The following is an 18,299-nucleotide window of genomic DNA, read 5'->3' on the forward strand; positions in this document are numbered from 1 at the left end:
AAAGCTGGCCAGAATTGCATTCGCCTTGATGAAGACTCAAGGCGAATACATGAGCAAAGGGGGCAAAAAGCATTGCCCACAACCATAGAATCTCCCACAAGGTATTGCAGTGCTGCTGAAACCAGCGCGATACCTGTGGGAGCGGCCTTGCGTCGCGATTGGGGCGCAAAGCGCCCCCCGGAATTCACCCCTGTTCCGTCGCCCCGACCATCTCCGCCGCCTTGACCTTGGCACTGCCAATCGGCGCCTGCAGCAGCAGGAAGTAAGCCACCGCCGAACACAGCGCCACCACCGCACTGATCATGAACGCCGTGGTGAACGAGCCCGAGTACTGGATGCTGAAGCCGGTGACGATCGGCGCCACCGAGCCGGCAATGTAGCCGCCGAAGTTCTGGATCGAGCCAAACGAGGCCACGCGCTGGCTGTCGACGATGGTGTTGACGATCATCCAGGCAGTGGCACTGGCCATGTTGATGCTGAACAGCGCCAGGCACAGCAGGATGATGCAACCGGTCAGGCCTGTGACGAACGACAGCGGCAGGGTGAACAGCGCCGCCAGCACCAGGCCGGTGATGACGCTGAACTTGCGGCTGGCCAGCACGCTCATGCCGCGCTTCACCAGCAAGTCGCAGAAGCGCCCGGCAACGATCGTGCCCGCTGCGCCAAAGCCATAGGCCAGCGACACTACCCAGGCGGTCTTGTACAGGTCCAGGCCGTGCTCACGCTCGAAGTAGCCAGGCAGCCAGGTCAGGTGCAGCCAGAGCATGTAGATCACGCCCATGAAGCCCAGCACCGCACCCCAGGTACTGCGGTGCTTGAACAGGTCGAGCCAGCCGGCGAAGTACGAGGCCTTCGGCGCTTGTGCAGTGGCTGCCGGCGCCTGCTGCCCACTCGGCAACGGCTTGCCCTCGGCAGCAAGCTCCGCCAGGTAGCGGGCCTTGCTTTTGTAGAAGGTCAGCCAGCACAGCGCCAGCACCACGCCGATCACGCCGGTGATGATGAACATGCCGCGCCAGCCGAAGTTGACCATGAACAGCGTCAGCAAGGGTGGCGCCAGGCACGGGCCGAGGCAGGTCGAGGACCAGACCACGCCGGTCGGGGTGCCGCGTTCGTTGGCATCGAACCACTCCGACAGGGCCTTGGCCGCCGACGGGAACATCGGCGCCTCGCCAATCCCCAGCAGCACCCGCAGGCCCATGAAGCCGGCAAAGCTGTTGACCATGCCGAACGCTGCCTGGGCCACCGACCAGCCCAGCAGCGAGGCACCGAGGGCGATCTTGCTGCCCAGGCGGTCGATGATCATGCCCATCGGCAGCTGGGCAAAGGCATAGGCAATGGAAAACGCCGACAACAGGATGCCCATCTGCGACGGGCTGATCATCATGTCTTTCTGGATCGAGGTGTTGGCGATCGACAGTGCACTACGGTCCAGGTAGTTGACGATGCCGATCAACAGCAGGAACACGACGGTGATGCGTTGGTACTTCTTCATAGGGTTCATGTGATGACCTTTATTATTATTGTTGCCGCGCTGTCAGCGCCTTGGCGGTCCTTCGTTCAAGCTGCGCCCTCCCTGACGCAGCGCGCCGCTCAAGGCTGGCGCGCGGTAGTTGCAACGTCCAGCAGCCCGCGCCGACCGAGGCTGTCGATCAGCGCACGCAGGCCAAAGTGCCACTGCGGTGCCAGGTCGCTGGTGGTCACGCGGTTGCACAGGGTACCCAGTTGCGGGTTGCTGATGCTCACCACATCGCCCTGCTTGTGGGTGAAGCCGTTGCCCGGTTGGTCGCGGTCCTGCTTGGGGGCGAACAAGGTACCGAGGAACAGCACCAGGCCGTCGGGGTACTGATGGTTCTCGTTGAGGGTTTGCTGCACCAGGTCCTGCGGGTCGCGGCTGATCTGGCGCATGGAGCTGCGGCCGGCAAGGATGAAACCGTCTTCGCCCACCACCTGCAAGTCCACCTCGGCGGCGCGCACGTCGTCCAGGCCGAAGCTTTCGTCGAACAGGCGCAGCAGCGGGCCAAGCGCGGTGGAGGCATTGTTGTCCTTGGCTTTGGACAGCAGCAAGGCGCTACGGCCTTCGAAGTCGCGCAGGTTGACGTCGTTGCCGAGCATCGCGCCCTTGATGCGACCATCACTCGACACCGCCAGCACCACTTCAGGCTCGGGGTTGTTCCAGCTCGACTTGGGGTGGATACCGATGTCGGCGCCGTGGCCGACCGCCGACAGCGGCTGGGCCTTGGTGAACACCTCGGCATCCGGGCCAATACCCACTTCCAGGTACTGCGACCACAGGCCCTGCTCCACCAGCACCTTGCGCAGCGCTTCGGCCTGGGCCGAGCCCGGCACGATCTGCGACAGGTCCGCGCCGATGCGGCTGGCCAGGGTGTCACGAATGGCATCGGCCTTGGCCGGGTCGCCCTTGGCCTGCTCTTCGACCACGCGCTCCAGCAGACTGGTGGCGAAGGTCACCCCAGCAGCCTTCACCGCCTGCAGGTCGATGGGTGCCAGCAGCCATGGCTGGTGCGGGTCGCGCCGGGCCGGGTCACTGTTGCCCAGCAAGGCTGGCAGCCCGATCAGCGGCTCGGCCAGCGGCAGGCTGCGCAGGTAGGCCACCGGGTCGGCCACTTCCAGCAGGGCCGAGACGGTGGCTACATGGGCGCTGATATCGTGCACGGCGCCGGCCTTCACCAGCACCACCGCAGGGCCCTGCTCCGGCAGCCAGACCCGCCCTACCCAACTGCCGCTGTCGAACGCGCTGGCATCGTGATTCAGAGGCAGCGGTCGCTTGCCGTTCGCTCGATCAGTCATCTGTGTACCCTTACTGTCATTCATTGGGAAAGTGCCGGCAGTTGCAGCTGCCCGGCCAGGCGGTCAAGGTCGGCCACCAGCTGTGGCGAAAGGCTTGCGCCCTGCTCCAGGGCCTGGCGGCGTAGGGCAAGGCCAGCCTGCCCAGGCAGGCGCACCGGGCGCTCGGGATCGAGTGGCCGGCTGGCCAGGACCAGCCGGCCGAGGAAGCTGGTTTCGTCGGTGAACGCTTGCAGGCCGCCGAAGAAACGCGGGTCGATGACCACGGCGGTGGCCGAGGCACCCCACTGGTCTGGTGCATCCTTGCGGCCATGGCCGGCCAGCCCCGAGGTCAGGGCTTCGACCAGCAGCGCCAGGGCGAAACCTTTGTGGCCAAAAGCCTGGCCACCCAAGGGCAGGATGCTGCCTTGCGGGCTGGTGAAGAAGTCGCGCGGGTCGTCGCTCAGTTGCCCGTCATTGCTCACCAGCACCGGGTGCGGCAGGCGGCTGCCGGCATCGCGGCACTGGCCGACCAGGCCGAGGGTGACAGTGGACATGCTGACGTCCAGCAGAATCGGCTCGCCCTGGGTCGGGATGCCCGCGGCAATCGGGTTGGGGGTGTACACCGGGTCGACGCCACCATGGGCGCAGACCAGCCCTACCGATGGGTCCGAGGAATACAGCATGGCCATCAGGCCCTGGTCGGTGTAGGGCTTGAGGTAGGCTGCCAGGCAGCCGATATGCGCGGCACGGCGCACCACGGCGATACCGATACCCTGCGAAGTGGCGCCCTTTGCCGCGCAGTCCAGGGTACGGCTGACGCAGTACGGCCCCAACACGTAGTGGCCATCGAACAGGCTGGAAATGCCACTGTCCGACACCTGCTCCAGTGCCTGCGCGCGGGCCTTGACCTGGCCGCCGAGCATGCCGTCGATGTAGCGGCTGACCAGGTTCAGGCCATGGGTGCGATGGCCCAGCAATTCGCCTTCGAGCAGTACCCGGGTCACTACCTGGGCGACTTCGGTATCGGCGCCGGCCTTTTCGAACAGCCGCTCGACGAAGGTGGTGAGCGCTTGCACGTTGTAATGTGTGGCTTGAGTCATTGCGGTTGCCTCGGAAATGGAACAGGGCTGGCGATCAGGTCACGGCACCGATCTGCCAGGGCACGAATTCGTTCTGCCCGTAGCCGTGCAGTTCACTCTTGCTGCGCTCACCGGAAGCGATGCGCAGCATCTGTTCGAAGATGAACGCGCCGCGCTCCTCGATACTGGTGGAGCCGTCGGCGATGCCACCGCAATTGACGTCCATGTCTTCTTCCTGGTGCTCGAACACCCGGTTGTTGGTGGCCAGCTTGATCGACGGCGCCGGGGCGCAGCCGTAGGCCGAGCCACGGCCGGTGGTGAAGGCGATCAGGTTGGCCCCGCCAGCCACCTGGCCGGTGGCCGAAACCGGGTCGTAACCGGGGGTATCCATGAACACCAGGCCCTGGGCGCGTACCGCTTCCGCGTACTGGTACACATCGACCAGGTTGCTGGAGCCGGCCTTGGCCACCGCGCCGAGGGACTTCTCGAGGATGGTGGTCAGGCCCCCGGCCTTGTTGCCGGCCGAGGGGTTGTTGTTCAGTTCGGCGTTCATGCGCTGGCAGTAGTCTTCCCACCAGTGGATGCGCGCCACCAGTTTTTCGCCGACCTCGCGGCTGACCGCACGGCGGGTCAGCAGGTGCTCGGCACCGTAGATTTCCGGGGTCTCGGAGAGAATCGCGGTGCCACCGGCGGCCACCAGGCGGTCGACGGCATTGCCCAACGCCGGGTTGGCGGTAATGCCGGAATAGCCATCGGAACCGCCACATTGCAGGCCGACCACCAGGTGCCGCGCACTGACCGGCTGGCGCTGCACCTGGTTGGCCTCGGCCAGCAGCGCCTTGACCTGGTTGATACCGGCAGCGATGGTTTTGCTGGTGCCGCCGATACCCTGGATGGTGAAGGCGCGCAGCTGGGCGCTGGCCTGCAGGCCCTGGGTTTCCAGCAGGCTTTCGATCTGGTTGGTTTCGCAGCCCAGGCCGATGATCAGCACGGCAGCGAAATTGGGGTGTACGGCGTACCCGGCCAGGGTGCGACGCAACAGGCCCAAGGCTTCACCGCTGGGGTCCACCGCACAGCCGGCGCCGTGGGTCAGCGCTACCACGCCGTCGATGTTCGGGTAATCGGCCAGCACGTCAGGGTGGATGTCGCGGCGAAAATGGTCGGCCACGGCCCGGGCCACGGTTGCCGAGCAGTTCACCGAGGTGAGGATGCCGATGTAGTTGCGGGTGGCGACCCGGCCATCGGCGCGCACGATGCCCTGAAACTGCGCCTCGCGGCCGGGCTGGCTGCGGGTGTCGACACCGAAGGCGTAGTCACGGGCGAAATCGCCCATCTGCACGTTGTGCACATGCACGTGATCGCCGGCGTCGATGGCCTGCGAGGCAAAACCGATGATCTGCCCGTAACGGCGCAGGGGCTGGCCCTGCTCCACACGCTCGGTAGCGACCTTGTGGCCCGAGGGGATCGGCTGGCGCACGGTAATCGCCTCGGCGTCCAGGCGCAGGCCTTGCGGCAGGGCCTGGCGGGCGATGAGCACGTTGTCCAGCGGGTTGAGGCGGATGACGGCAAGGTCACCGGACTTGGCAATCAGTTGCATGGGACCTCTCAGGGCGGTGCGGCTGGCTTCTTGTTATGGCTGCGACCACTGTAAGAACCCTTGTGCAACATTCCCAATGAGATGATCCGATCGTTCGATAACCCTGGGTTATCAAAAGCCGGTCTCAGCGCGTGTTTATCAATCACATTTGAGGGCCATTGGGGCCGCTGCGCAGCCCTTCGCGGGCTTGCCCGCTCCCACACCGACTGCATTGGCATCAAGCCATGCGCTGTCTTGCTCAAATTCCACAAAGTGGCGCGATCGCTGTGGGAGCGGCCTTGTGTCGCGAAAGGGCCGCAAAGCAGCCCCAGCAATTTCAACTGTTGCGCATCAATCCTGGGGCCGCGTTGCGGCCCTTTCGCGACACAAGGCCGCTCCCACAGGTACAGCGACAACCTCGAGAGCAACGCTGCACCCGTGGGAGCTGGCTTGCCTGCGATGGGCTGCGCAGCGGCCCCATGGGTTTTATCTCTGCTCCTGCTGACGGCGCCGCGCGCCCTCCAGCAAAATCTCGACAAACGCCCGGGCCGAAGCGCTCAGCGGCTCGTCCTTGCGGGTAACCACGCCGTACTCCAGCGCCGCCAGGTGCAGGGGGCTGCGCAGTTCCTTCAGTTGGCCGCTGGCCAGCTGCGCGGCAACCATCGAGCGCGGCAACATGGCGATCATCGGCGCCGCCTGCAGCAATTGCAGGAACATCGGCATGGAGATGGTTTCGACGCTGTCGGCAGGCGTGGCGATGCCGGCAACCCGGAAGGCCTGCTCCAGGCGGTTGCGGATCGGCGTGCCCACCGGGTACAGCACCCACGGCCAGTCGCCCAGCGCTGTCAGCGGCGTGCTTTCCAGCTGGTTGAGCGGGTGCTCGCTGTTGACCACCAGGCTGAACGGTTCCGGCTCCAGGGGCTGGAAGTCGAACAGCTGGCTGAAGCGTTCTTCAGTGAAGCGGCCAATCATGATGTCGAGCTTGTTCTGCTCCAGCATGGTCAACAAGTGATCGCTGGAATGCTCCACCACTTCGATCGACAGCAACGGGCTGCGCGCCTTGATCGCGGCGATGGCCTGCGGCAGCACCAGTGCGGTGGCGGCAAAGATCCCGCCGACGCGGATAAAGCCGTGCCCGCCGTTGCGCAGGCGGTTTACCTGATCGACGAACTGCTGCGACTCGGCCAGCGCGCCTTGGGCATAACGCACCACATATTCGCCCAGTTCGGTGGGTGGCATGCTCCGGGGCAGGCGCTCGAACAGGGCGAAGCCGAACTGCTCCTCAAGGTCACGCAACATCTTGCTCAGTGCCGGCTGGCTCAGGTTCATGCGCGTGGCGGTGGCGTGCATGTTGCGGGTGCGCGCCAAGGTGTCGATCAGCACCAGGTGCTTGTAGCGTATCCAGTTGCAAAAGCTGGAATGGGTCATGTCCGGCGGCATTGACGCAGGGCCTCAGGCAAGTGAAAAGGCAGGGCTATTGCGCCCGCAGGTAGTGCAGCAAGGTGTCCAGGGCAACCGAGTTGGGCCGCGAGCGTAGGGTCAGCACGCCCAGGTTGGCCATGGCCAGCGGCAATTCCACCGGCAGGATGGCGACCATGCCATAGCGGGCATAATGCTTGGCCACGTCATCGGGCACCACCGCAATCATTTCGGAGGCTTCGAGCATGGCGGTGGTAGCCAGGATCGAAGCAGTTTCGACAATATCCAGCGACTGCACCATGCCGCCGGCCTGCAACGCGCTTTCGACGCGGCGGCGCATCGGGCTGCCGATGGGGTGCAGGATCCAGGTCAAGGCTACCAGGTCGGCCAGTTGCAGCCCGGCGGCATTGGCCAGCGGGTGGCCTGCGCGGGCGATAACACGCATCTGCTCACCGCCTTCGAACAGTTCGATGTTCAGGTCCTGGCTGTCGCTCTGGTCCGGCAGGCGCCCCACCACCATGTCGAAGTCGCCACGCAGCAAGGCCGGCAGCAAGGTGTCGCTGGTGCCGACCTCCAGGGAAATGCGCACTTTGGGGTGGTCGCGCTTGTAGGCCAGTACCGCCTTGGTCAGCACACCCGGCACCGGGCCCATGACGCTGCCCACCCGCACCAGGCCCTGGGCCCCGCGCGCCAGCTCGGCAATCTGCGCCTGGGCGTGCTCGAACTCATGCAGCGCGTTCTGCGCATAGCGGATCATCACTTCGCCATACAGCGTCGCTTGCATGCCCCGTGGCAAACGCTCGAACAAGCGTACGCCAAGGCGCTCCTCGAGCTGTTGCAGCAACAGGCTCGCTGCCGGTTGCGTGGTGTGCATCGCCGCGGCAGCACGGCGCAGGTTAGCGAACTCGCCCAAGGCGTTGAGCAGCGTGATCTGCCGGCTGGAGATCTTCAATGCGCCGAGGCTGGCAGGCGCCTGGGCGCTGTCGGGAGGCAAGCGAGACATATCGAATCCGATATCGCTGGTTAAGATTTGGCGATTATGCCTGTATCGCTCGACAACCTACAGTCAGGTCTCCCAGTGCTTGAACAGAACAAGAGCCGACCATGAGCATACGTATTACCCACCTGAGCGTTCGCGACATTCGTTTCCCCACTTCGCTGTCGCTGGACGGCTCCGACGCCATGAACAGCGCCCCCGATTATTCGGCGGCCTATGTGGTGCTGCACACCGACGCCGAGGCCCTGGAAGGCCACGGCCTGACCTTCACCATCGGCCGAGGCAACGAGATTTGCGCGGCGGCGGTGCAGTCGCTGGCGCCGCTGATCGTCGGCCTCACCCTGGAGGAAATCACGGCCGACATGGGCGGTTTCTGGCACCGCTTCACCGTCAGCGACAGCCAGTTGCGCTGGCTGGGCCCGGAAAAGGGCGTGATCCACCTGGCCACCGCCGCGATCATCAATGCCGTGTGGGACCTGTGGGCCAAGCACGAGGGCAAGCCGGTGTGGAAGCTGCTGGCCGACATGACGCCCGAGCAGCTGGTGCGCTGCCTGGACTTCAGCTACGTCACCGATGTGCTCACCCCCGAAGAAGCCATCGCCCTGCTGCGCCGCCAGGCCCCGGGCAAGGCCCAGCGCGAAGCGCAGATGCTGCGCGAAGGCTACCCCGGCTACACCACCGCGCCGGGCTGGCTGGGCTACAGCGAAGAAAAGATGCGCAAGCTGGCCCGCGAGGCGGTGGAAGATGGCTGGACCCACATCAAGCAGAAGATCGGTGCGGACCTGGAGGAAGACATTCGCCGCGCCAGCATCCTGCGCGACGAAATTGGCTGGGAGCGCACCCTGATGATGGATGCCAACCAGGTATGGGGCGTCGAGGAATCCGTCGCCAACATGCGCCGCCTGGCCGCCTTCGAGCCACTGTGGATCGAAGAGCCGACCAGCCCGGACGACATCCTCGGGCACGCCACCATCCGCCAGCGCATTGCGCCGATTGGCGTGGCCACCGGTGAACATTGCCACAACCGGGTGATGTTCAAGCAGATGTTCCAGGCCGGCGCGCTGGACTTCTGCCAACTGGACGCGGCCCGCCTGGGTGGCCTGAACGAAGTGCTGATCGTGCTGCTGATGGCGGCGAAGTACGACGTACCGGTGTGCCCGCACGGCGGCGGTGTCGGCCTGTGCGAATATGTGCAGAACATTGCCCTGTTCGACTACATCGCGGTATCGGCCTCGCTGCACAACCGGGTGCTGGAGTACGTCGACCACCTGCACGAGCATTTCATCGACCCGGTGGTGATCCGGCGCGGGCGCTACATGCCGCCGCAACGCCCGGGCTACAGCATTGAAATGCATGCCGAGACCCTGGAGCGCTACCAGTACCCCAACGGCGCGGTGTGGCTCGACATCAACCGTTCCTGACCCACCTACCTGGGTGCGCCGCCTTTGCGCGGCACCCCACCAGCACTTTCCACGGGGAAAAAACAATGACAATCCTCACCGGTACTGCAGCGGCGCCCGCCCCTGCCGCCACCACCGAACAGCGCCTGAACGGCCTGCTGCTGCGCAAATTGATGCCACTGCTCATCGTTGTCTACGTGATGAGCTTCCTTGACCGGACCAACATTGCCCTGGCCAAGGCCAGCATGGGCATCGACCTCGGCCTGTCGGCAGCGGCCTACGGCCTGGGCGCCGGCCTGTTCTTCCTCACCTATGCCCTGGCCGAAGTACCCAGCAACCTGATCATGCATCGGGTGGGCGCACGCTTCTGGATCACCCGCATCATGATCACCTGGGGCCTGCTCTCGGCGGGCATGGCCTTCGTCCAGGGCGAAACCTCGTTCTACGTCATGCGCCTGTTGCTCGGGGTCGCCGAAGCGGGCCTGTTCCCCGGCGTGATGCTGTACCTGACCTACTGGTTCGACCGAGAACAGCGTGCCCGCGCCACGGGTTACTTCCTGCTGGGTGTGTGCCTGGCCAACATCCTCAGCGGCCCGCTGGGGGGTGCCCTGCTGGAAATGGACGGTGTGCTGGGCTGGCACGGCTGGCAATGGCTGTTCGTGCTCGAGGGCCTGCCGGCAGTGGCCCTGGCCTATGTGGTATGGAAGAAACTGCCCGATGGCCCGGCCTCGGCGCCCTGGCTGTCGCCCGCCGAAGCCGAGGACATGGAGCGCCGCCTGGCTGCCGAGCGGGCCGCCGCACCGCAGCAGAGCAAGTTGGGGCAGATGTTCCGCGACCGGCAGATCTGGCTGGCGATCGTGGTGTACTTCGTGCACCAGATCACCATCTACACGGTGATTTTCTTCCTTCCGGGCATCATCGGCACCTACGGCGCGCTGTCGCCCTTCCAGGTCGGCCTGCTGACCGCCGTACCGTGGATTGCCGCCGCCATCGGCGCCGCCACCTTCCCGCGCCTGGCCACCTCGCCGAGCCGTTGCCGCACCCTGCTGTTCTGCGGCCTGCTGACCATGGCGGCCGGGCTGCTGCTGGCGTCGCTGGCCAACTCGTTCATCGGCCTGATCGGGTTTTCGCTGACAGCCCTGATGCTGTTCGTGGTGCAGTCGATCATCTTCGTCTTCCCCTCCAGCCGCCTGAGTGGCAGCGCCCTGGCGGCAGGGCTGGCCTTTGTCACCACCTGCGGCCTGTTTGGCGGTTTCGTCGGCCCATCGGTGATGGGCCTGATCGAGCAGGCCACCGGCAGTACCCGCAATGGCTTGTGGATCATCGCCGCGTTGCTGGTGGTGGCAGCGCTGGTCAGTACCCGCTTGCGGCAAGGGCAGGAGCAAGCGAATCGCTGACAGGAGGCGTTTGCCTGCCAGGGCCTAATCGCCGGCAAGCCGGCTCCCACAGGTACAGCGACAACCTTGAGTTCAACGCTGCACCCGTGGGAGCTGGCTTGCCGGCGATGGGTTGCAACGCAACCCCGGCGGCTCAAGGTGTAGCGCCGGCAGGCCGGCCACAGCGCAGTTCCAGCACCTGGGCCAGGCGCTCTACCGCCTGTTGCAGCTCCCCCGGGTGATCACCCAGCCACGCCATCGCCAGGTACTGCTGGTAGCGACCCTGCAGGCTGAACTGCTCGCCCGGCAGGGCATGCAGTGCTGAACCAGCCAGCGCTGCTGCAATACCCTCCCACGGTAGCGGCTGGCGAAAGCGCACCCACAGTGTCCGGCCACCCTCCGGCGTTTCCACCACCACCCGCTGGCCGAACTGCAGCTGCAACTCACGCGCCAAGCATTGCATGCGCTTTTGCAGGTCGGTGCGCAGCCGCACCAGTTGCGCCTCGATTTCGCCTTTGCCCAGCATGTGCGCCAGCGCTTGCAGGCGAAGCGGTGCAAGCCGAAATGCACGCTCAGCGAAAGCCCTGGTCAGGCCGGCATCATGGCCCAGCAGGTAGGCATAGGGCGCCTCGCTCCCCACTGCGGCATCGAACGCCCCCATCACCAATAGCCACCGAGGATCGACCCAATCGCGCAGGCGCGTATTCGGCGGCCCGCTGTAACAGTGCTCGCTGTCCAGGTCGTTCTCCAGCAACCATACAGGGTGCTGGCCAAGCAGCTGGCCAAGCTGCTGCTGATAGTGCAGTGAAACCAGCCGCCCCTGCGGCATGCCAAGGCACGATGGCATGACCAGCATGCACACTGGCTCGCTGGCCAGCAGCCGGGCCAGGGCGCGCAGGTCCGGGTTGCCGCGGGTATCCAGTGGTACCTCCAGCACTCGCATGTCGGCACGGGCCAACGCACGCAGCACCTGCCAGCAACAGGGCGAGTGCACCACCACGGTCCCGCCTTGCAGGGCCAGCGCCGCCAGCAAAGTCTCCAGCAACGCCTGCACATCTGGCGCTAGCTGGACGTCCTCGGCACGCCAGTACTGGTGGGAGGAACGGGTATAGCGTTCGGCAATGGCATTGCGCAGGCGGGCGCTGCCGGGCGCGTCCCACGGGGCGACACTGTGCGTGCGCTGACGGGCCAGGCGCCGCTCGTGGGTGAACAGGGTGCGCTCCAGCATCGGCTGTACCGGCAGGGGTGCCTGCCGGGGCATGGCCGCAGCATCCCCCTTGGCAGCGCCCTGTACGTAATAGCCCGACCTGGGCAGGCACTGCACGCGGCCCTCTTCTTCCAGCAGGCTGTAGGCACTCTGCACGGTGGCCAATGACACCCGCAACCGCCGGGCCAACACGCGCAACGACGGCAATCGGCACGGGCCACTGTGTGGCGCCTGGTCGATCAGGGCTTCCAGGTAGCGATAGACCTTGCGATAGGCGAACTCGCCGGAGCCCGATTGCTCCATCAAGGCGGCCCCGCATGACCACGCCGCCGCCCCGCTGCCCGCCGTGGCAGCAACCTCAGCTGTACATCGCGACGGGCCAGGTGGCTCATGAGGCGCCAGGAGGCCAGCGGCAGGCCTCCGCCATAGATCAACCGGAGTTGCCCCAGCGGCAGGCCGCTGGTGTTCACCAGCCAGTTTTTCACCGCATCAGGGCAGGGTTTACCCTGCAAGGCCCGATGCAGGTATGGCAGCGCCACCAGCATGTCGGCATGCCAGCATTGCAGAAAACGCTCCAGGTTCTTCCCCTGCCTGGCAAACGGGCTGAACAGCAGGCACACCTGTTGGATCTGGTTGATGCCATATGCCTTGCCGAACTGCAGCCGAAGCGTGTCGCGCCGCTTGTTGGCGCCCGGCTGGCCAGCCAGCCGCAATGCCGGGCGACTGGCCTGCGGCTCGAGACTGCGTGCATGCAGCTCCCGCAGCTGCACCGGGGCCAACGGCTCGACGAACGCGGTCAATGGCCAGGCGTCCTGGCTCCCCTCGAAGCGACAACCGAGCATGAGGTCCAGCTGCTGCTCTTCGAGCAATGGCGGCAGCAGGTCGTCAATGGCAATCAACCGCACCGGCGTATCCTGCGGCACGCTCGCCGAGGTCGGCCCCGCCAAGGCACCCGATGGCAACCCGGTGCTGCCGTGCAGGCGGCTCAGCCCCTGTGCCAGCGTCGCCAGGCACTGGTGCACCACATGCGGACCACGCTCCCCTGCCAGGCGCAGGCTGCGCCGTGCCCAGGCCAGGTACCGGCGGCGCTGGCGCGCAGGGATGGCGGTGATAAATACATCCGCAGGTGAATGGGCCTGCAGCGCAAAGCCGACGGCCGCCGCCAGTTCCAGGTGCAGGCGACACCCCAGCAGCGCTTCGGGCCTGGCGTCGACCAGGTGACCGAACATCAGCATGGCCTCCCTCGCCAACAGCCAGTTGTCGGGCGCGGCAGGCGCATGCCGGCTGAACGGCACCACTTCACGCCCCTTGATCATTTGCAGTTGCACCCGCGGGTCATCCTGCAAGAACAGCGCATTGAAGCTGCGCTCATGGCATTCGAGCGTGTTACTGTCAGCCACGGGCAGGCTCACCACCAGCACCCGCAGCTGGAAGGTTACCGGCGCACGCAGGGCGATACTCAGTTGTGCGGCACGCAGCATGGCCAGCAGACGGGCGCTGCGGCGATCGTTGCCTTGCAGCACCAGCAAGCGGCAGGTACCGATGTAGTCGGGCCCGCCTGCAGCAACCAGCAGCCGTTGTATCAGCAATTGCAAGGAAGCACGCTGCGCTTGTGACATATGACTGAGCAAGCGCTCGAGTACTTGCTGGTAGATATAGTGCATTGCCTGGTCGTGAATAGCAGTCACGAGATCACCTCATCAACTTCATGCAGCCAGCGCACGTTGATCAGAGGACCTGAACATCAACATGCCCTGAACTTTTTCAGAAGAAATTTCCTACAACTAATTGGAAGTAATGACGTAACCATCACTGTCGCCATGACATCGAGAAAAACGCATCGTCGCGACGCCCCGCCGCTGCCATACACCGCCCTGGCCTGGGCATAGCCATGCTCATTCCACGCTCCTTGCGCAAACTATCATTGAGCCATTATCGAGGGATGCAAAGCGAATAGAAGATACAGATCAGGGTAAAAAAACCATTCAGCGGAAGTGAGAAAACACATTGACTGCCAGGCAGGAACAGTACAAGACAAAAAACTTGGCGGAATATTTCGGCAAACCACGGAGCAATCAGTTCAAAGATAGTCCGTGTCGTATTTAATTGTAGGAAACTTCTTTTTTTAACGTAAACCCAGTCTGTATTGGGCACAAAAAACCCGGGACTCTGCCCGGGTTTCCTGATAGATGCAGACTGCTGTCAGCGTTGCGCCATGTCCAGCACCACACGCCCGCCGCACGGGCATTGGTCCATGTGGCGATGCGCCTCGACCACCTGCTCAAACGGGTACACCTTGATGATCTGCGGTGTCAGCAACTGGTCGGCAGTGAACTGGTTGATATCACGCAGGGCGCGCTGCAGCGCCACCTGATCCTGGCTGATGCCCAGCTCAGGCTTGCCGGTGAAGTTGCCGATGCAATGCACATGGAACTGGATGTTCTTCTGGAACGCAGCGCAGGCCGGGAACGGCGTCTGGTTGCCGCCTTGCAGGCCATACAGCACCAAGCTGCCACGTGGAGCCAGGACATCGCCCAGCAGCGACATCTGCGGCCCGCCCATGCCATCGAGGACCATGTCCACGCCACGACCATCGGTGTACTTGCCAACCTGCAGCAACAGGTCCTGCTCTTCAGTGACAATCACCTTGTCGGCGCCCAGGCCCAGCAGGTACTCACGCTGTTCCGGCTCCTTGGTGGCGGCGAACACCTTCAGCCCCAGGGCCTTGCCCAGTTGCACGAAGGCAGGGCCCGCGCAGTGGCTGGCATCGGTAACCAGTGCAGTCTGCCCGGCTTTCGCCCGGGCCAGGTCGACGTAGGCGAAATAGGCGATCAGCAGCGGCGTGTAGTGCACGCTGGCCTCGATCGGGGTGAGCACATCCGGATAACGGGTAATGGCCGTACGCGGCAGCACGATGACATCGCCATACACCGGGTGGTCGTTGGCACTGGTGGCCGGGAAGCTGGCAACCCGGTCGCCTACCGCAATATCCTCGACCCCTTCGCCGACCGCGGTCACCACCCCGGCCATCTCGTGGCCGATCCCCGCCGGCAGGCGTGCCTGGGACGGTGCCAGGTTCTGGCGCCAGAGCACGTCATACCAGCTGACGCCAACCGCCTCGACGCGGATCTGTACCTCGTCGGCAGCAGGTGACGATTCGGCCTGCTCCTCGCAACGGAGCACATCGGCAGCGCCGAACTTGTGGAAACGGATCATGCGGGACATCGCATACCTCGCCTTTGTGAATCTCTAATTACCACGGACTTTATCCGGGCTTTGCCGGTTAGACCATCAGTGGTCATTAATAGTCGACATGCTTGTCATCGATTGGGCACCTGACTTTCCCTGCGATTGGTCCCCCTAAACCCGTGCAGGGTACCAGCCTTTGGCCTTAAGATTCACCTCTGCCCCACTTTAGGCGAAGCGCACCGATGAATCGAAACGACCTGCGTCGCGTAGACCTCAACCTGCTGATCGTGTTCGAAACGCTGATGCACGAACGCAGCGTGACCCGTGCCGCGGAAAAACTGTTCCTCGGCCAGCCCGCCATCAGCGCGGCCCTGTCGCGCCTGCGCAACCTGTTCGACGACCCGCTGTTCGTACGCACCGGCCGCAGCATGGAGCCCTCGGCCCGGGCCCACGAAATCTTCGCCCTGCTGTCCCCGGCGCTGGACTCGATTTCCACCGCCGTCAGCCGCGCTGCCGAATTCGACCCGGCCACCAGCAATGCGGTGTTCCGCATCGGCCTGTCGGACGACGCCGAATTCGCCCTGCTGCCGCAGTTGCTCAAGCGTATCCGCGCCGAAGCGCCGGGTATCGTGCTGGTGGTGCGCCGGGTCAATTACCTGCTGATGCCGACGCTGCTGGCCTCGGGCGAGATCTCGGTGGGGGTCAGCTACACCAGCGAACTGCCAGCCAACGCCAAGCGCAAGGTGCTGCGCCGCAGCATGCCGAAACTGCTGCGCGCCGACAGCGTGCCCGGCGCCATCACCCTGGACGACTTCTGCGCGCGGCCGCATGCGCTGGTGTCGTTTGCCGGGGACCTGTCGGGGTTCATCGACGAGGCGCTGGACGAGATTGGCCGCAAGCGCCACGTGGTGCTGGCGGTGCCGCAGTTCAACGGGCTGGGGAGCTTGCTCGCGGGCACCGATATTGTCGCTACGGTGCCGGACTACACAGCGGATGCGTTGACCGCGGCGGGTGGGTTGCGGGCCGAGGATCTGCCGCTGGATGTGCGTAGTTTCGAGCTGCACATGGCCTGGCGCGGGGCGCAGGACAATGACCCGGCAGAGCGGTGGTTGCGGTCGCGGATACAGATGTTCTTCGGGGATCCCGATAGTCTCTGACCGAGTTCCACTAAGCGCCACAAATCCTTTAAATACATGGAGTTAGAAAGATTATTCGTCCATGGCCATCCGTCAGAATCCACTCAATTCCAGCTTGACTGGGGGTATCTTGGGGGGACATCAAGCCAAAATTAAAAAAGATACCCCCACACCATGTCCCCCGAAAAACCGCCTCCTTTCCGCCCAAAGCTGAGCGATGCTTTCATCCGTTCGCTGACCACTTCAGGCAAGTACGCTGATGGCGACGTACCGGGTCTGTATCTACAGGTGCGTGCCTCGCTCAAGCCCGGCAAATCACCCTCCCGGCACTGGCGACTGAAGTACCGTCTTCGTGGCAAGGAAAACGTGTTCGTGATCGGCAGGTATCCGGATGTGGGCTTGAAGGAAGCCCGTGAGCTCGCCCGGGCAGCGCGCAATAGCGTGGCCAATCACATCGACCCACTCAAAGCAAAAAAAGCCAAGATCGAGGCGCAATGGCTCAACGAGGCGCGCACATTCGCCTACGTCGCCGAAGAGTGGATGAATTTCAAATCTCCGGATTTGGTCAGCAAATCCATTGCAGGGTTTCGCGGTGCACTGCGAAATCACATCTTGCCGGCCATCGGCGAAAAGCCTGTCACCGAGATCAGACTCGAACACATCACTTCGATCATCAGTACGCTGCGCCGTGCTCGGACGATGGCCATGGCCAAGCGCGTTCGCACCATCATTCGCGCCGTGCTCGGCTTCGCTGAAGGCAGGGGCTGGGTGGAGCGTAACGTGGCTCTGAGCAACACCGAGGAGCTCAAAATCCGCCACGTGGTCACCAGCAATCCAGCGATCGAACGACCGGCCGACTTGGGTCAGTTCCTGTTGCGCCTGGATGAGCTCGACGCGAGCAGCGTGACCACCGCAATGCGCCTGCTGGTGATGCTGCCAGTGCGCCCGGGCGAACTGGTGAAAATGCGCTGGGAGGATGTTGATCTGATCAGCGCCGACTGGCGTTACGTGGTCAGTAAAACTCGCCACCTGGACAAGAGCAAACACATCGTACCGCTGCCTGAGCAGGCACTCGTGCTTCTACGTGAACTGTACAAACGCCGGGTGGTGGATGAGGCCGGCAACGGTTGGGTGTTCGTCTCGCCGATCTATCCTGGCCGCCCCATCGACGCCACCTCTCTGGCCAAGTCCTACCAGCGAATCTGGCCGGAATACGCCATTACTGCCCATGGCTTTCGCGCCACCTACCGCACCATTGCCCACGAGCATTTAGGTATCGATCCGATTGTATTGGAGTTGTCGTTATCGCATCGCATGCCAGGCGCACTGGGTGCCGTGTATGCCCGCGCGCAATTGCTGCCGCAGCGCCGAGAGGCAGCACAGCAGTGGGCCGACTACCTCGACCGGCTTCGCAACAACGCCAAACATGCGTCTGAATAGTTACCAAGAAAGCACACATCATAGTTGCACTCCCCCACCTTCACGATCACAACAACTGCCTTATCAGGATGAGCAAACTGAATCTCGTGAGTATGGCGGAGTATTCGGGATTCGAACTTAGATACCCCAGCCAAAGCCCTGACAACAAAGCCATATAAATCAATAATATATAAACTCCAGTTCGAATGTAGCGTAGGAATTCGAACTTTCTCAAATACACGCATGATCTGCCCTAGGTGCGTGTCCGCTATCGACCCAGAGCGGACACTGATCCAAAGCTCTGTTGTAAGTACCGGCCTCATCGCCGGCAAGCCAGCTCCCACAGGAATATCACCAGCTTTCAGGCATGTGCTGTACGCTTGCCGGCGATGGGCCGCGAAGCGGCCCCGGTTACAGGTGTCCGCAATGGGTCGAAAGCGGTCATTAGCGACGGGTTGCATTCTAGCCATTGCAGCCAGCCGAAGCGGCTATGTAATTAGCGGCGATTCACTTCATGTAAAAAAGCCCAATGGCTAGAACATTTGGGCTTGTAGCGTACGAGGCCTGCGGAAAACCACCTTCCTGAACAGCTACATCCCGCGTCAAAGGAATCTCCTCGGCCTGCCGACTTCTCACGATAACCCGTTCCTTTCTCTCCAGCCTCCGACACTTTGAGCTCCTTTCCTTGATCAAGTAAAAGGCTTGGGCTAGCAC

General features: G+C 63.7%; 13 protein-coding genes. 4 read left to right on the forward strand and 9 right to left on the reverse strand.

Annotation, left to right across the window (positions count from 1 at the left end):
- Positions 1-184 precede the first annotated feature (184 nt).
- The 6 genes from CAG22_RS15830 to CAG22_RS15855 all read right to left on the reverse strand — a co-directional run bounded on the left by CAG22_RS15830 (position 185) and on the right by CAG22_RS15855 (position 7,864).
- A complete protein-coding gene (locus tag CAG22_RS15830) occupies positions 185-1,492 on the reverse strand; it encodes an MFS transporter (RefSeq protein ID WP_170929311.1) in 1,308 nt (435 codons plus the stop codon).
- A gap of 98 nt (positions 1,493-1,590) precedes the next feature.
- Positions 1,591-2,808 carry a fumarylacetoacetate hydrolase family protein gene (locus CAG22_RS15835; RefSeq protein WP_085705757.1) on the reverse strand — a complete coding sequence of 406 codons (1,218 nt, stop codon included), beginning with the start codon at positions 2,806-2,808 and terminating at the stop codon, positions 1,591-1,593.
- A 20-nt stretch (positions 2,809-2,828) separates the two neighbouring features.
- On the reverse strand, positions 2,829-3,887 hold the full coding sequence (locus tag CAG22_RS15840; RefSeq protein ID WP_085705758.1) for an Ldh family oxidoreductase: 1,059 nt from the start codon (positions 3,885-3,887) through the stop codon (positions 2,829-2,831).
- A 34-nt stretch (positions 3,888-3,921) separates the two neighbouring features.
- Positions 3,922-5,463: a UxaA family hydrolase gene (locus CAG22_RS15845; RefSeq protein WP_085691862.1), complete on the reverse strand. Its 1,542-nt coding sequence runs from the start codon at positions 5,461-5,463 to the stop codon at positions 3,922-3,924.
- Positions 5,464-5,928: 465 nt separating this feature from the next.
- A complete protein-coding gene (locus tag CAG22_RS15850) occupies positions 5,929-6,882 on the reverse strand; it encodes a LysR family transcriptional regulator (protein ID WP_025339435.1) in 954 nt (317 codons plus the stop codon).
- 34 nt (positions 6,883-6,916) lie between these two features.
- Positions 6,917-7,864, reverse strand: a complete 948-nt coding sequence (locus CAG22_RS15855; protein ID WP_085705759.1) for a LysR family transcriptional regulator — start codon at positions 7,862-7,864, stop codon at positions 6,917-6,919.
- Between the two features lie 101 nt (positions 7,865-7,965).
- Here CAG22_RS15855 and CAG22_RS15860 point away from each other — a divergent pair, with 101 nt between their 5' ends.
- Entirely contained in the window at positions 7,966-9,279 is a 1,314-nt protein-coding gene (locus CAG22_RS15860; protein ID WP_023663021.1) for an L-fuconate dehydratase, read from the forward strand.
- Positions 9,280-9,344: 65 nt separating this feature from the next.
- Positions 9,345-10,655 carry an MFS transporter gene (locus tag CAG22_RS15865; protein WP_085705760.1) on the forward strand — a complete coding sequence of 437 codons (1,311 nt, stop codon included), beginning with the start codon at positions 9,345-9,347 and terminating at the stop codon, positions 10,653-10,655.
- Positions 10,656-10,788: 133 nt separating this feature from the next.
- Here the strand turns inward: CAG22_RS15865 and CAG22_RS15870 are convergent, their stop codons facing one another.
- From CAG22_RS15870 to CAG22_RS15880, 3 genes are all read right to left on the reverse strand, one after another.
- Positions 10,789-12,144 (reverse strand): aminotransferase class I/II-fold pyridoxal phosphate-dependent enzyme, encoded by a 1,356-nt coding sequence (locus tag CAG22_RS15870; RefSeq protein WP_085705761.1) that lies wholly within the window; start codon positions 12,142-12,144, stop codon positions 10,789-10,791.
- The gene (locus tag CAG22_RS15875; RefSeq protein ID WP_085705762.1) at positions 12,144-13,529 is read right to left on the reverse strand and encodes a hypothetical protein; all 1,386 of its coding nucleotides are present in this window, start codon (positions 13,527-13,529) and stop codon (positions 12,144-12,146) included. The genes CAG22_RS15870 and CAG22_RS15875 overlap by 1 nt, the downstream gene beginning before the upstream one ends.
- A gap of 514 nt (positions 13,530-14,043) precedes the next feature.
- On the reverse strand, positions 14,044-15,066 hold the full coding sequence (locus CAG22_RS15880; RefSeq protein WP_085705763.1) for a zinc-dependent alcohol dehydrogenase family protein: 1,023 nt from the start codon (positions 15,064-15,066) through the stop codon (positions 14,044-14,046).
- Positions 15,067-15,272: 206 nt separating this feature from the next.
- Here CAG22_RS15880 and CAG22_RS15885 point away from each other — a divergent pair, with 206 nt between their 5' ends.
- Together CAG22_RS15885 and CAG22_RS15890 are read left to right on the forward strand one after the other, a co-directional pair.
- Entirely contained in the window at positions 15,273-16,187 is a 915-nt protein-coding gene (locus tag CAG22_RS15885; protein ID WP_038409468.1) for a LysR family transcriptional regulator, read from the forward strand.
- A gap of 153 nt (positions 16,188-16,340) precedes the next feature.
- The gene (locus CAG22_RS15890; RefSeq protein ID WP_085705764.1) at positions 16,341-17,606 is read left to right on the forward strand and encodes an integrase arm-type DNA-binding domain-containing protein; all 1,266 of its coding nucleotides are present in this window, start codon (positions 16,341-16,343) and stop codon (positions 17,604-17,606) included.
- Positions 17,607-18,299 lie beyond the last annotated feature (693 nt).

The organism is Pseudomonas sp. B8(2017), assembly GCF_002113575.1.
In the GTDB taxonomy this organism is placed as follows: domain Bacteria; phylum Pseudomonadota; class Gammaproteobacteria; order Pseudomonadales; family Pseudomonadaceae; genus Aquipseudomonas; species Aquipseudomonas putida_Z.